The organism is Mesorhizobium sp. M0960 (assembly GCF_040319055.1).
Lineage (GTDB): Bacteria > Pseudomonadota > Alphaproteobacteria > Rhizobiales > Rhizobiaceae > Mesorhizobium.
The window spans coordinates 146480-160444 of the sequence record NZ_JAMYNN010000001.1; the positions used below are offsets into that span (position 1 = coordinate 146480).

Below are 13965 nucleotides of genomic sequence, written 5' to 3' on the forward strand. Positions count from 1 at the left end.
TCCCAGGCGGCGGAATGAGAGATCATCGGAAAGCAGCGAAGAAATCCGATGGATTAAAGGTGATCATGCGGAACGGCGATTATCGGCCAAGGCTCGATCCCACCGATCTGGCGATCATCGAGATCATGCAGGAGGATGGCCGCATCGGCATCTCCGAGCTTGGCCGCCGCGTCGGCCTGTCCCAGCCCGCCGCTTCGGAACGGGTGAAGCGGCTGGAGGAGCGCGGCGTCATCACCGGTTACAAGGCGGTGATCAATTCGGCAGCGCTCGGGCTCGGCACCATGGCGGTCATCCGCTTGCGCACCACGCATGAGCATATCCAGGCCTGCCTGAAGAAGTTCGCCCAGTTGCCGGAGGTGATCGAGGTGCTGCGCGTGACCGGGGAGGACTGTTTTCTGGTCAAAGTCGTAGTCCCGTCACCGCCCGACCTTGAAAGCATCGTCGACAGCATCGGCCACTACGGCACGGTGACGACAAATGTGGTTCTGCGCGCCGAGCCACCGAAGCGGCTGGGGCGCGAATTGGTGACGAGGGCCTGACCGGGGCGCCGCCCCGCCGCCCGTCTATCGCTTTGTCTGCGTATGCCCGACGGCATTGGCGAACGAGATGCCGCCCTTGATCTCGCGCATCGCCATCGAGGTAATCGTGCGCCGCACGCCGGGTAACCGGCTGAGCTCCTCGCGCAGCATCCTGTCGAGCGCCATCATGTCGACGGTGACGATCTGCAGGAGATAGTCGGCCTCGCCTGTCGTGGCGTGGCAGCGGCGGATCAGCGGATGCTTCTGCACCGCCGCCTCGAAGGCGTCCGACAGCTCGAAATCGATCGACACCTGGATAAAGGCTTCGATGCCGAAGCCGAGCTTGGCCGGGTCGATGCGGGTCGAGTAGCCGCGGATGACGCCGGCGTCCTCCAGCGCCTTGACCCGCTTCCAGCACGGCGTCTTGCTCAGGCCAACCTCGTCGGCGAGCGCGGCAAAGGAGATGCGGGCATCGCGTTCGAGCGCCGCGACGATCTTCCGGTCGACCGCATCCAGCAGCATTCGTTCTTTCCTTCCGCTTCAGATGCAGTTTTTGTCCTTTGTTTCCCGCCAGCCGAATAACAGAAAGGGACAATGTTCGGCAAGAAAGCGATTAGACTCGGGGACCGGGACCCAACAAGCGCCTGCGGCCCGACGGCCGGGGCAAGGAGCATGGCCATGGACAAGCAGGACTATTATGCCCGCATCGAAACGCCTGAGATGCGCGACTATGGCGTCTACCTCAAATGCGACAGGCTGCTCGCCTGCCAGAAGCCGCTGGCCGAGATGGTCAATGCCGACGAGCTGCAGTTCCAGATCGTGCATCAGGTCGAGGAACTGTGGATGAAGCTCATCGCCTATACGCTGGTCGACGTCGTCGATTTCCTGGAAAAGCAGGACACGCATCGCATCGTCACGCTGATGGGGCGCGTGCACCGGCTGATGCGCATGATGACGGCGCAGCTCGACCTGCTCGAAACCATGTCGCCCAAGGAATACCAGCAGATCCGGTTGCAGCTCGGCAATGGCAGCGGCCAGGAATCGCCGGGCTTCAAGCAGCTGCTGCGGCTGCCGCCCGATCTGTGGCGGGCCTTCAAGGCGTCCTACCTCGATGGCCGCGGGCTCTCGGTCGAGGACGTCTACGATGCCGGCTACGATCACGGCGACAGCTATGTCGTTGCCGAAGCGCTGGTCGAGTTCGACGAGCTGTTCCAGAAATTCCGCGCCAACCACCTCTACCTCATCCACCGCACGATCGGCCTCGGCGCGAAATCGCTGAAGGGCCGGCCGGTCGAATTGCTGGAGGCCGGCGCCCGCCACCGCTTCTTCCCGGAGCTCTGGGACATACGCTGGGCGATGACCGACCGCTGGGGCAGCCAGTATGGAACGATACGGGAGCCGATCAGCAAGCCGGGGGCCAAGGTGGGGTAGTCCTGAACCTGGTTCCTCGCCCTAGTAAAGGCAGGCAATCGATAGGGAGTCCCCCTCATCCGGCCGCGGAGCCTGTCCTCGGGCTTGCCGGAGGCAAGACCCGTGGGCGGCCACCTTCTCCCCGCTGGGGAGAAGAGGCTGGCATCAACGCAGGCGACCTCCTCTCCCCTCGGGGAGAGGTCGGACTGCCCCGAATTGCCCTTCGCAATTCGGTTGGCAATCCGGGTGAGGGGGCACTTGCCCATATGCGCCCTGCCTCCATTGGGCGAGGAACCAGGTTCTGCAATGTCTGGCCCGCTACGCGCTTGTATCCTGCAGGTTTTTCGGGGGATGATGTCGGGCTTGCGGCTGGTGGTGCGTCCTTGGGGCGAAACCGTCGCAACTCTTGGGAGGACATCATGACCTTGGAAACCACTCAATCATCCGTTCAGTCGCCGTGGCAGACCGCGGCAATCCTTGTCGCCCGCCTGATCTTTGCCGCCGTCTTCCTGATGGCCGTGACCTTCAAATTCATCGATATCGGCGCCACCGCCGGCTATATCGCGGCGGCCGGATTTCCGTTCCCGCTGTTCCTGGCCTGGTGCGCAGCCCTGCTCGAGGTCGTCCTCGTCCTATGCTTCCTGACCGGCGCCTTCTTCTCCTGGGCAGCACTCGTCGCCGGCGCCTATGTGCTGTTCCTGGGCTTCGCCTTCCACGGGCCATCGCACTGGGCCGGCAACCAGGCGGAGTTCGGCTTCTTCGTCGACCATTTCACCTTCCTGGCCGGGCTGCTGTTTGCCGCCGTGCACGGGCCAGGCCGCGTCCTGGCGCTGAAGCTTGGCAGGGGGTGATGCCGGAATTTCGGATCCGGCGTCTCGATCCGCACCAGCATCGTCGTGACATCGAGGACGGCCGGGTCCCGTCATTCAGGCCATCGCAGGTCGAGTGCAATAAAAGCGACAGCTAAAGTAACGGGCGTTCTAGGTTTATGCTTTTTGTAGAGGCGCCTGCATTCCCTCTGTACTTCCAACTTTCGACGGGCTAAGCAAGACACGGGTCTTGAGGGGGAATTCATGAACATCGCCACGCGTTTTGCTGCCGCCATGATCGGCGCGTCACTGCTTGCCGGCTGCACCACGTTGACCGAAGGCGAATTCAACACGATGCATGCCACGCTTGAAGGCAGCCCTGCCGTGAAGCGCCTGGTCATCAAGGACTGCATTGCAAGAGAGAAATCCACGTCGCTCGGCGAAAAGAAAACGTACGCTGCGTTCATGAATGTGAGCGTGGCGAAGTACGAGACGGCCCTGTGCAGCCGTATCAGCAATGCCATTGCCAGTGGCAGACTGACCTACGCCGACTATGTGAAGCTGCATTCGCCAACCGCCGACAACAGCAAGGTCATCAGGATCATGCAGGGCCGCTAGCAGTCGCCGCCAGCCCGGCACGGCAGCCGTTATCGCTGTGTCAACTCCGATCGCGGCGCCAGTTATGATCGCCGCGTCACATCTGGTCGTTGTAAGGTTCCTTGATCTGACCGACCATGCGCGCCAGTTTCGAGAAGGACGGCATGTCCGTCTCCGGCTGACACTGATTGGCCAACTCCAGCAGTCGGATCGGGAAGTTGACGGCGTCGCGGCTCGACGCCGACATGCCTTCGGACCTTTCCTCGTTGGTCTCGCTGGCTTCGGCCTTGCGCAAGGCGATGTCTATCTCCTCGACGGAGAGCACGCCCTTGCGGACCAGAACCTGATTGATCGATGCGATGGCCATAAGCAGGCCTTCGAGTTGCAGATTGGCGACGTTCATGGCTTTTGCTCCCATTGGCTAAGCTTCAAACGCGCGAATGCCTGTTCTGATCCGGACGGTGGCGTCTCGCCGGCCGGTGTGCCTCGCCCACCACCTCGCATTTTTTGCCGCCGCAACGTATTTTGTTCTTGCTTTGTGCCGGCAGCTATGCTACTAATCTGGGTATGGTGCTAACTGGCTCCAACGATCCGCCCGCCGAGGCGGGTTTTTTGTTTCAGGCCGGTTTGGAGACGATCACGGCGAGCGAGGCGAGCTTTCCGTCACTCAGGCTTCGGATGTAGTTGCGGCGGCGCTGCAGGAATTCCGCGCCCATGACGCGCTTTCATTTGCCTGCTGCTGCGCCGGCGAGGGCACGATGCCGGAATTGGCTCTCTGCAGCGCCAGCTCAACATGTTCGCCGGTTTCGTCGAAACCCGGCATCTGCAAACAGGGTTTTCAATTTTTCCCGATCGGCGAGGTGACTGGTCGCCGGCGAAACCGCCCAGGGCGTGGGGTAGTACGGCTCGCCGCCGGCGAGCACGGCCTCGGTCCAGATCAGCCTGCCTCGCGGTTTCAGCACGCGCCAGGCCTCGTCGATGACCGCGGCCTTATTCTCGATGTTCATGCCGACATAGAAGCAGATCGCCGCATTGAACGTGCTGTCGCCAAAAGGCAATTTCGTCGCGTCGGCCTGATGGAAGCGAACCTTGTCGGACAATCCGCTGAGTGCGGTCAGTCGGCTCGACGCGGCGACAAAGGCCGGCGTCAGGTCGATGCCGTCGACCTGGCAGCCATAGGTCGAGGCCAGAAATCTTGCCGGCCCGCCAATGCCGCTGCCGATATCCAAGATCCGATCTATCGGCGAAGGCGCAAGACGGGCAGCATGCTCCCGCGTGGCGATCAGTTCGCGGCCATGGAGCTGATCGAATGGATAGAGTTGCGCGGCGGCGAGTTTGCCGGCCGGGTCGGCGTCCGGGATCGCGGCCAATATGCGATCGACGATGCCGTCGCTGCCGTAGTGACCGGTGACATTGCCCATGACGCGTTCCCCTCAAGCGCAAACACCATCCCATCAACGCAAGTCTCACGCAATGCCCCGCCTTCTCGCCAAAGAACCCCTCTTTCCAGCCGTCCACCGATGAAGGGTGCGAGGTCGTCAGTGCATTTTTTTCCGCTGTTGCCACATTTTGTTCTTGCTTTGTGCCGGCAGCTATGCTACTAATTTGGGTATGGTGCCAATTGGCTCCAACGACCCGCCCGCCAAGGCGGGTTTTTTGTTTCAGGCTTCCTTTTCGATCGAATGGTGTGCGTGCTGCCGGCTGTAAGTCGGCGGGACAGCGCCCCCCTCTGTCCTGCCCTCTTCCCACCACTTGGCATCTCCCCCACGAGGGGGGAGATCGGCAGCTTTGGCGACAGCACCTTTTTTGCATCCTACAAAATTGGCGAAAGCGGTGATGACAGCCAATCTCCCTCCTTGTGGGGAGATGTCCGGCAGGACAGAGGGGGGCGCGAAGGAACGCGACCTCGACGATCCTCAGATTAACGCGCCCGCGTGCGCCCATCCTAGGAAACGCACCATGTCCAACCGTTACGCCACCATCATCACCGACGATGACGGCCACGAGGTCGTCAGCGCCATTGGCGAGTTCGCCGGCGCCGCACCCTATGCACGCATCGGCCGCTTCGAACTGGTCGCCGCCGGCGTGCGGATCGGTATGCTGCGTGGCGGTACCGTCGATGCGGTCGGCGGCTTCGGCTTCCCGTCGGAAGCACTCGACGGCAAGGCGGTGGCAATTCTCAGGGCACGGCTGAATGCCTTGCCTGACGCCGGTGCGATGAAGCCCGGCACGCCGACTGATGCGAAGCCGGCGAGCCAGCCGCACAAGCCGAAGTCGGCACGCGCCGGCAAGAAGGCCAAGCCGCGCAAGCGCATTGTGCGGCCAGCCAACAAGAAGCCGGCGATCTCCGCCGGGACGGCAGAGTAGGGCATGGCCAAGGCTCCTTCCACCGGCGATCCCCAGCCGCACGATCAAGCACCCGGCAAGCGAACCAAGCGGGCGAAGAAGACGCTGGCCGACGGCTTCCTCGAAGCGATCCGCGCCGATTTCCGCGCCCATGGCGCCGGCGTCATCGCCGAGGTGCGCGCCGAAAAGCCCGATCAGTATCTGAAGCTCGTGCTCTCGGTGCTGCCCAAGGATCTTAGTGTCAACATCAACAATCTGGATGAATTGAGCGATGACGAAATCAGGCAGCGCATCCGCGGCCTCGAAGCCGTCCTTAGGCCGTTCCTCGAGAAGCCGGACTTCGCAAAAGGCTTCGCCCAGCCGGGCGGCAAGGAAGGAATATCTCAGCCTGCTGGCGGAACTGGACCGGAGGCGCCGCACTAACCAGCTTGCCGCCTATCGGCCCTATCCCCGACAGGCCGAATTTCACGCAGCCGGCGCGACCAATCGCGAGCGCCTGTTCATGGCCGGCAACCAGCTCGGCAAGACCAGGGCGGGCGGCGCCGAGTGGGCGATGCACCTCACCGGCCGCTATCCCGATTGGTGGCAAGGCAAGGTTTTCGATTGTGCGGTACGGATGTGGGCGGCCGGCGTCACCGGTGAAAGCACGCGCGACAACCCGCAGCGCATCCTGATCGGCCCGCCGCAGCAGCAGGCGGCCTGGGGCACCGGGATGATCCCGGCCGACGCGATCGTCAGCACGATGGCGGGACGGGCGCCGGGCGCGCTTGACAGCATCGTGGTGCGCTGGGGCGGCGGTGGCGATGTCCAGGCCGACGAATCGGTGCTGTCGTTCAAGAGCTACGAGAAAGGCCGCGAGAAATGGCAGGGCGAAACGCTGCACGGCGTCTGGTTCGACGAGGAGCCGCCGCTCGACATCTATTCCGAGGGACTGACCCGCACCAACGCCACCGGCGGCATCACCATCGTCACCTTCACGCCGCTGCTCGGCATGTCGGACGTGGTGCTGCTGTTTTTGTCCGCGGAGCAGGTGGGAGGGATGGGGAGGGGATGACAGGGCTGCGAAATCGCGCAACTCGCGTTCCTTCGCGCCCCCTCTGTCCTGCCGGACATCTCCCCTCTAGTGGGGAGATTGGATGTCGCATTGGCTTTCGCCAATCTCCAATGCTTGCGGATAAGCGAGACGCTGAAGCTGCCATCTCCCCCCTTGAGGGGGAGATGTCCGGCAGGACAGAGGGGGGCGCTGTCCCGCCATCATGAAAACATCTTACCGAACAGCAGCATACGTCCAACACCTGCCACCATGATTCAATGCCGCGAGGGTGAAAACAATGACCCGTCACGTCACCTTCATGACCATCGACGATGCCGAGCATTATACGCCGCAGCAGCGCGCCGAGATCATTGCCGCCTATCCGGCGCATGAGCGTGAGGCGCGGGCCAAAGGCATTCCGGTGCTCGGCTCCGGCCGCATATTTCCGGTGGCCGAGGAGCTGATCGCCTGTGAGCCGTTCCCGCTGCCGCGCTATTGGCCGCGGCTCGGCGCACTCGATTTCGGCTGGGACCATCCCTCGGCGGCGGTCGAGCTCGCCTGGGATACGGAGGCCGACGTCGTCTATGTCACAAAGGCCTGCCGCGCTTCGCAGCAGACTCCCGCCATGCAGGCGCTGACTCTGAAACCGTGGGGCGAATGGCTGCCATGGGCATGGCCGCGCGACGGCCGCCGCGAGACACTGGAGGGTGCCGGCACCGCGCTTGCCAAGCAATATTCGGCACATGGGCTGAACATGCTCGCCAGCCATGCGCAGTTCGCCGACGGTTCGGTATCGGTCGAGGCCGGGCTGATGGACATGCTCGATCGCATGCAATCAGGCCGCTTCAAGGTGTTTTCGACGCTTTTGCCGTGGTTCGAGGAGTTCCGGCTCTATCACCGCCGGGATGGCCAGGTGGTGAAGTTGCGCGACGATTTGATGGCGGCGACCCGCTATGGCGTGATGATGCTGAGGGAAGCGGTGGTCGACCCGGCGGTGTTCAAAGCCGCGCGGCGGAAGGCGGGGCAGGCCGATCCGCTGGGGGCGTTTCGGTGACCATCCGCATCATCCCCGCCACACTGCGCGATCTCTCCTATATCGCCGCCAACCTGCGGCCGGAGGACCGAGCCGAGATCGACTGCCAGTTCGACGAGTGGTCGCCGGCTTTGCTGGCGCTGACGGCGCTGCAGGGGTTTGCCTATGTTGCCGAGCTCGACGGCAATCCGGAGGCCGGCTTCGGCGCCGCCGAACAGCGCAGCGGGCTGTGGATCGCCTGGAGCTGGGGCACGCGCCGCATGAGGCGCTGCGTGCCTGGGATTACGGAATTCTTTCACGCCGTGCTCGGGCCGCAGGTTGCGGCGCACGGCGCCTGGCGGGTCGAGGCGCGAGCGCTGGCCGCCAATGAATTGGCGCTGCGCTGGCTGGCCCGGCTTGGTGCCACGCAACGCTGCCGCCTGCCGGGCTACGGCCGGAACGGCGAGGATTTTCTGCTCTACGACTGGACGAGAATCTCTCACTTTGGAGAAAACCATGTGCCTTTTTCAAAAGCCGCCGGCGCTGAAGCCGTTGCCGCCGACACCGACCATTGCCGACAAGGACGTGCAGGCGCGCGAGGCCGCGTTGCGGGCCCAGCTGGCGGCCAATGATGGGACCGCGGGAACGGTGAAGACCGATTTGTCGCCCAGTGAGCTCACCGGCCAGCGCCGCGTGCTGCTGGGGGTTTGACATGGGCGCGATGAGAAGAGTGTTCCGCAACCGCGTGCTGGCGTGGTGGTACTGGCGCCGGCACGCAAGGTTGGTGAAGAAGAGAGGCGGGTGATGCTGCCGATCTCCCCCCTCGTGGGGGAGATGCCCGGCAGGGCAGAGGGGGGCACTGTCCCGCCGGCCTTGGTGATCAATTTGTAAGTTGCCGCCATCGGCTCATTCCGGCGGGAAACGAAAACAGAGGCTGGCGTTCCTTCGCGCCCCCCTCTGGCCTGCCGGCCATCTCCCCCTCGAGGGGGGAGATCGCAGCTTCCGCGTTTTCCGTAACAACCGAGCGCAAATCGTGTTCCTTCCGCACGGTTGACATTCTTCCCTCAGCCGCCATGCTGCATTGCAACATGGCTATCGAGAAGTTCGGCATGACGGAAACATCGCGCATCGAGTGCCTGGACGGGCTTCGGGCGCTCGCCGCGATCTGGGTGCTTATCGGGCACTGCCTGCTGTTGACCGGCTGGCAGGTTCCTATCCTCGGCGAACCGGACCTCGGCGTCGATCTGTTCATCATGCTGTCCGGCTTCCTGATGGTGTTCCATTACCAGCTGCGCCAGGACAAGGAGCCCTGGCAAAGGCCGGAAACCTGGCTGAAATTCTGGACCCGCCGCTACTTCAGGATAGCGCCGCTGTTCTACATCATGCTGTTCGCTGCCCTGGCGCTTGGCCCCTATCTCTACCAGTCGAGGATGGTCATCGACGAGTTCCTGCTGAGGTCGCCGCAGGCGCCCGAGCGTTATCTCGACAGCGGCCTGAAGAATATTGGCGCCCATCTGCTGTTCCTGTTCGGCCTGGTGCCGAATTTCGCCTATCGCACGCCGCTGCCGGACTGGAGCCTCGGGCTGGAGATGCAGTTCTATGCGGTGTTTCCGGCGATCATGCTGCTGGTGCGCAGGCTTGACTGGGTATGGAGCGCCATTCTGGTCGCGGCCACCGGCAGCGCGATCGTGTTGTTGATGGGGCAATTGTCGGTGCATTTTCCGATGCCGTCGTTCCTGCCGCTGAAGATGCAGATTTTCCTGTGCGGGATGCTGCTGGCGGGCGTCGTCCATCAAAGGCAAAAGCGGCCCTTCGCATATCTGGCGTTGGCCATGGCTCTGGCCGCGCTGCCCTTCGGCGGCGGCTATGGGCTTGGCAAGCTTTTGATGCGGGAAGCGCTCGTATTGGGTTTCTTTGCCCTGGTTCTCTACCGGATGCTGCCGGGAATGATGGGCATCGTGGCCAGAAAGATCGCCATGACGCTCGCCAACAGGTTCTTTCATCTGATGGGTGAGCTTTCCTTCAGCATCTATTTGATCCATCTGCTGGTTCTCCAGCCGGTCGCGGCCCTGGTCATCACCCAGTTCGGCCACGAATTGTCGGCGCCGCTGCGCTTTGCGGTCGTCACTGTCGTCGTTCTGCCGGTGGTGTGCCTGCTGTCCTGGATCACCTACACGCTGATCGAAGTGCCCGGCCAGAAGATGGGACGTTTCGTGGTGCAGCGTTTTGGGCGGAGCCCGGCGCTCGAGGGCAGCGCATGATCAGCTGAAACTGCCGATCTCCCCCCCCTCGTGGGGGAGATGCCCGGCAGGGCAGAGGGGGGCGCTGTCCCGCCGGCTTGTGGATCATTTGTAACGCGACGTTAGGCGAATTCCGGTTGGGCGAATCCGGTCGGAAAAACATAAAAAACGCAGGCTTGCGATCCTTCGCGCCCCTCTGTCCTGCCGGACATCTCCCCCACAAGGGGGAGGTCGGCAGCTTCGGCGTCCCGCCGCTTCTTTTCAATCAAATCCATCAAGCGAGGCTGACCATGAGCGATTCCCGTGCTCGCGATATTCTGTCGCGACAGGCAGAACTGGAGAGCGAACGCAGCCAGTATGAGCATGTCTGGGGGGCGGTTTCCGAATTCTGCGATCCCGATGCGCCCGACATCTGGAGTGGCCGCCGCCAGGCCGGCACGGATTCGCAGGCCGAACGGCAGGAGCGGCGCGGTGCGCGCGTCTACGCCAACACCATCAACTCGGCCGCCAACCGGCTGGCCGCCGGGCTGGAAAGCCTGATCATCCCGCAGTCAGAGAAATGGCATGGGCTGTCGACCGCGGCAATCAACGACGAGGAAACCGACGAGGAAAAGGAATGGGCGGAAGCGCTGCGCGATTTCCTGTTTTCGCTGCGCTACTCCGCCAATTCGAACTTCGTGCCGGCAACACAGGCATGCCTGCGCAATGTCGTGCGCTACGGCCCAGCCTATCTCTACGCCGAGGAGGGTTTTGGCGGCACGCTGATCCGCTATGCCTCGATCCCCGTGGTCGAGGGCTATCTCTCGCGCAACCGCTGGGGCCAGGTCGATATTTTCCACCGCCGCTACGAGCGCACGGCGCGGCAGGCGGCGCAACTGCTCGGCTATGAAAAGCTGCCGGTGCGGATCAAGGTTCTGGTCGACGACCCCTCGAAATGCGAGACGAAGATCTCGCTGATCCAGTGCATCCAGCCGCGCGACGAGCGCAAGATGTACAGTCTGAGCGGCACCTATCAGTATCTCGATACGGCGTTCGCTTCCTATCACGTCATCGAGGACGAGGAGGTGATCGTCAGGGAAAGCGGTTTTCGCTCGTTCCCGGTATCGTGCTTCAACTGGCGCCGCTACGAGGGCGATCCCTACGGCATCTCGCCGACCATCGAGGCGCTGACGACGGTGCGCGAGGAGAACGCCGTGCGGCGCTCCGGCCTGCGCGCCCTGCAGCAGATCACCGATCCGGCGACCGCGTCCAAGGCGCGGCTCGACTATGTGCCGGTGCTCAATCCCGGCGAGAATTATCCGGGCCTGATCGACGATGCCGGCCGGCCGCTGATCGCGCCCATCGCCACCGGCCAGAACCCGACCTATGCGTTCAATTATGCCGACAGCCGGGCCGAGGAGATCCGGGACATGATGTTCGTCAACCTGTTCCAGACGCTGGTGCAGAACCCGCAGATGACGGCGACCGAGGCCTTGATCCGGCAGGAGGAGAAGGGCGCGCTGCTCGGGCCGTCCGGCTCGATCATCCAGGCCGGCTTTGCCAGCAATCTCGACCGCGAGCTGGGTATTCTGGAAGACAAAGGACTTTACGAGGAAGACAGCCGCTTCCTGCCGCCGGCGAGCCTCGCCGGCAAGGCGCTGCGGCCGACCTTCACCGGCCCGCTCGACGTGCTGCGCCGCTCGGCCGAAGCCCGCGACACCATCCAGGTGGTGACGACGGCCATGCAGATGGCGCAATTCGATCCCGGCATCATGGACAATATCGACGGCGATGAAGCACTGAAGATCGTGCAGGGCGCGGGCCGCAGCCCGCAGCGCATCTTTCGCCGCCAGGACGAGGTGGCCGGTATTCGCGATGCTCGTGCCAAGGCCCAGCAGGAACAGGCCGGCATGGCGGCGGTCGCCACCGCCGGCAAGGTCGCCAGGGATGCCGTGCCCGCCGCAGTGCAGGCGCGCGACAGCGGCCTGCTCGATGGGCTCGGCGGGCTGATGCCGCAGGGTGTGCAAGATGCTTCGGGCGGGCAGCGCGCATGAGCGGCAAACGCTTCGCCCATTCCAGCCAGGCCGGCGGCCCGGCCAAGGCGCGGGATGCGCTGGCCAAGGCCTATCTCAGGGTGTTCTCAGGCCAGGACGGCGAAATGGTGCTGGCCGACCTGACGGCCGCGACCGGCTATTATCGCCGGCCATCCTATGGCGAGTGGCTGGCCAAGACGAAAACTCCGAACGGCTTCGAGCTGCACAGCGCGCTGAGCAACGCCCGCGCCGAGGTGGTGCAGCACATCATGGGGTTCCTGACGCTGGACGAAGCGCAACTGGCGGCACTGGAGAAGGCGGCGAGGGCGGAGGGGAGGTAGGGTTTGGGGCTACAGGATATCTGAACGCGAATAGCCATCGGTTCTGCGGTGCATCAATTCTGCAAGGCGCAGTCCAAATACCACGTGTTCAGATATGTTGGAGTTTGCAGCGTGACCCGCGCCTTGGTCGGAGGACCTTCAACATCTGCTGTCCTCATAACGAACGTGTCGAGCATGAATGTCGTGCTATCAAATGCAGCGACCTGATACACGCTGCGTTGGAAGATATCGTATTTCGTTGAGGATGGTTTGAACGTGCTCGATTTGCTGGTTACAATGAAGTGATCGGCAAATTCTTGGATATCGAATTTCCTGGCCTTGTTATTTGCGACGAATTCCGGGCTACCAGATGACGGTATGTCGGACCACGTGCGGAAGTCGCTCACCGTACATAAGAAGACGTCGCCGTCTTTCGAGTTTGCCGGCTCCATCGCAAACAAGCAAGCCAGCAAAAGGATTACGAGGCGGAGGATCACCGGCCTCGAAGTTGCAATAGCCCGCATCGCTCGTCCCCCTTGGTAGGGAAGATAGCGCTGACCTCTAATCAGCGGAAGGACCAAATCAGGGAAAAGGATGCGCCGAGGCTGAAGCTGCTTCCCTCTCCCCGTTTTACGGGGAGAGGATGCCGGCAGGCAGGTGAGGGGCGGTGCCGGCATTTCAGAAGTTTGCGCTGCCCCTCATCCCCCTGCCGGGACCTTCTCCCCGCAGAACGGGGAGAAGGGGGCACGCTCAATAATCGCCGTTATAATAGCGGTCGTCACAGGGGGCGGTGTAGATGCGGCCGCTGTTGCGATCCTGATAACGGCAAAGCTGTTCGCCGCGCGGCTGCGGCGTGGTGGCGTTGCCAACCACGGCACCCAGAAGGGCGCCGGCGCCCGCGCCGATGACCGTGCTCTTGGTGTTGCCGCCGATCGCCTGGCCGGCGAGAGCGCCGGCGCCGGCACCGAGCAGCGCACCGGTGCTGGTTCTCTGCTGTGCTTCGGTCTGCGCGCAGCCTGCCAATGCGGCAGTCACAAGCATGGCGGCAATGGCTTTGTACATGGTCATCATCTGGTACTCCCTTGAAGCCTATGAACTAATACGCTGGCTGATTTTGCCAAGTGCGGTGGCATTTGCGGCGGAACATAGGCACTGAGCCTCACGAAATAAGACATGGTTGTTTTAGTCTGACAGCTCGGTTTCGGAAAGAAATGTAACCGAACAAGACGACGGAGCTTCATCTCAAATCGACCTTCGAGGGGCTACGCTGCCTCGATCTGCATCACCTTTTTTGCCGCAGCGGTCAGAAATCCGGATCGGCTGTAGCCGTGGCGCTCTGCATATCGATCGATCTGATCGAGGATATCTTCCGGAATGGTGACATTGACGCGCACGACTTTCGCCGCTTCGGCTTTCAAGGGAACCAGGATGGCGACACCGCTCAGATTGTCCTTGTCCGACATCACTTCCTCCAGGGACGACGGCTCGGGAATTGCTTCGCCATCCTCGACCAGCCCCTCGACATGAAAGGCCAGTGCTTCCTCGGCCATGGCGCGGGCATCATCCAGATTGACGCCTGCTGTCACCAGGCCCGGAAAATCGGGGAAGGAGACGCCGAAGTCGCTGTCCGCTTGCTTGTGGATCAGTCCGATGTAGTTCCGCATTTCT

The 13965-nt window shown here is 62.8% G+C and carries 18 protein-coding genes; 12 read left to right on the top strand and 6 right to left on the bottom strand.

Annotation, left to right across the window (positions count from 1 at the left end; translation table 11 throughout):
• The first annotated feature begins 65 nt into the window (after positions 1–65).
• The gene (locus tag NKH63_RS00800) at positions 66–539 is read left to right on the top strand and encodes an Lrp/AsnC family transcriptional regulator (RefSeq protein WP_023718137.1); all 474 of its coding nucleotides are present in this window, start codon (positions 66–68) and stop codon (positions 537–539) included.
• Positions 540–563: 24 nt separating this feature from the next.
• Here the strand turns inward: NKH63_RS00800 and NKH63_RS00805 are convergent, their stop codons facing one another.
• Positions 564–1040 carry an Lrp/AsnC family transcriptional regulator gene (locus tag NKH63_RS00805; protein WP_031193729.1) on the bottom strand — a complete coding sequence of 159 codons (477 nt, stop codon included), beginning with the start codon at positions 1038–1040 and terminating at the stop codon, positions 564–566.
• 156 nt (positions 1041–1196) lie between these two features.
• On the opposite strand from NKH63_RS00805, the gene NKH63_RS00810 reads away from it, so the two are divergent.
• From NKH63_RS00810 to NKH63_RS00820, 3 genes are all read left to right on the top strand, one after another.
• Positions 1197–1949, top strand: a complete 753-nt coding sequence (locus NKH63_RS00810) for a tryptophan 2,3-dioxygenase family protein (RefSeq protein WP_352481624.1) — start codon at positions 1197–1199, stop codon at positions 1947–1949.
• 398 nt (positions 1950–2347) lie between these two features.
• Entirely contained in the window at positions 2348–2779 is a 432-nt protein-coding gene (locus NKH63_RS00815; RefSeq protein WP_352481623.1) for a DoxX family protein, read from the top strand.
• A 222-nt stretch (positions 2780–3001) separates the two neighbouring features.
• Positions 3002–3355 carry a hypothetical protein gene (locus NKH63_RS00820; protein WP_023718140.1) on the top strand — a complete coding sequence of 118 codons (354 nt, stop codon included), beginning with the start codon at positions 3002–3004 and terminating at the stop codon, positions 3353–3355.
• 76 nt (positions 3356–3431) lie between these two features.
• On the opposite strand, the gene NKH63_RS00825 is transcribed toward NKH63_RS00820, so the two are convergent.
• Complete coding sequence (locus tag NKH63_RS00825) at positions 3432–3737, bottom strand: hypothetical protein (RefSeq protein ID WP_023675713.1); 306 nt, start codon at positions 3735–3737, stop codon at positions 3432–3434.
• A gap of 385 nt (positions 3738–4122) precedes the next feature.
• Entirely contained in the window at positions 4123–4755 is a 633-nt protein-coding gene (locus NKH63_RS00830) for a class I SAM-dependent methyltransferase (RefSeq protein WP_352481622.1), read from the bottom strand.
• Positions 4756–5293: 538 nt separating this feature from the next.
• Here NKH63_RS00830 and NKH63_RS00835 point away from each other — a divergent pair.
• The 8 genes from NKH63_RS00835 (at position 5294) to NKH63_RS00870 (ending at position 12318) form a co-directional block, all read left to right on the top strand.
• A complete protein-coding gene (locus NKH63_RS00835; protein ID WP_352481621.1) occupies positions 5294–5701 on the top strand; it encodes a hypothetical protein in 408 nt (135 codons plus the stop codon).
• Positions 5702–5704: 3 nt separating this feature from the next.
• Positions 5705–6103, top strand: a complete 399-nt coding sequence (locus NKH63_RS00840; RefSeq protein ID WP_352481619.1) for a hypothetical protein — start codon at positions 5705–5707, stop codon at positions 6101–6103.
• 79 nt (positions 6104–6182) lie between these two features.
• Positions 6183–6734 (top strand): terminase large subunit domain-containing protein, encoded by a 552-nt coding sequence (locus tag NKH63_RS00845; RefSeq protein WP_352642931.1) that lies wholly within the window; start codon positions 6183–6185, stop codon positions 6732–6734.
• A 277-nt stretch (positions 6735–7011) separates the two neighbouring features.
• Positions 7012–7767: a phage terminase large subunit family protein gene (locus NKH63_RS00850; RefSeq protein ID WP_051409635.1), complete on the top strand. Its 756-nt coding sequence runs from the start codon at positions 7012–7014 to the stop codon at positions 7765–7767.
• Positions 7764–8357, top strand: a complete 594-nt coding sequence (locus tag NKH63_RS00855; protein WP_352496074.1) for a hypothetical protein — start codon at positions 7764–7766, stop codon at positions 8355–8357. The genes NKH63_RS00850 and NKH63_RS00855 overlap by 4 nt, the downstream gene beginning before the upstream one ends.
• A 477-nt stretch (positions 8358–8834) precedes the next feature.
• Complete coding sequence (locus tag NKH63_RS00860; protein WP_352516075.1) at positions 8835–9986, top strand: acyltransferase family protein; 1152 nt, start codon at positions 8835–8837, stop codon at positions 9984–9986.
• 269 nt (positions 9987–10255) lie between these two features.
• A complete protein-coding gene (locus NKH63_RS00865) occupies positions 10256–11998 on the top strand; it encodes a portal protein (RefSeq protein ID WP_352917598.1) in 1743 nt (580 codons plus the stop codon).
• On the top strand, positions 11995–12318 hold the full coding sequence (locus NKH63_RS00870) for a Bbp19 family protein (protein WP_023718149.1): 324 nt from the start codon (positions 11995–11997) through the stop codon (positions 12316–12318). The genes NKH63_RS00865 and NKH63_RS00870 overlap by 4 nt, the downstream gene beginning before the upstream one ends.
• A 53-nt stretch (positions 12319–12371) precedes the next feature.
• Here the strand turns inward: NKH63_RS00870 and NKH63_RS00875 are convergent, their stop codons facing one another.
• The 3 genes from NKH63_RS00875 to NKH63_RS00885 form a co-directional block, all read right to left on the bottom strand.
• Entirely contained in the window at positions 12372–12974 is a 603-nt protein-coding gene (locus NKH63_RS00875) for a hypothetical protein (protein ID WP_156948043.1), read from the bottom strand.
• Between the two features lie 73 nt (positions 12975–13047).
• Positions 13048–13365: a YMGG-like glycine zipper-containing protein gene (locus tag NKH63_RS00880; protein ID WP_352524211.1), complete on the bottom strand. Its 318-nt coding sequence runs from the start codon at positions 13363–13365 to the stop codon at positions 13048–13050.
• 194 nt (positions 13366–13559) lie between these two features.
• Complete coding sequence (locus NKH63_RS00885; protein WP_023718152.1) at positions 13560–13961, bottom strand: type II toxin-antitoxin system HicB family antitoxin; 402 nt, start codon at positions 13959–13961, stop codon at positions 13560–13562.
• Positions 13962–13965: the final 4 nt, after the last annotated feature.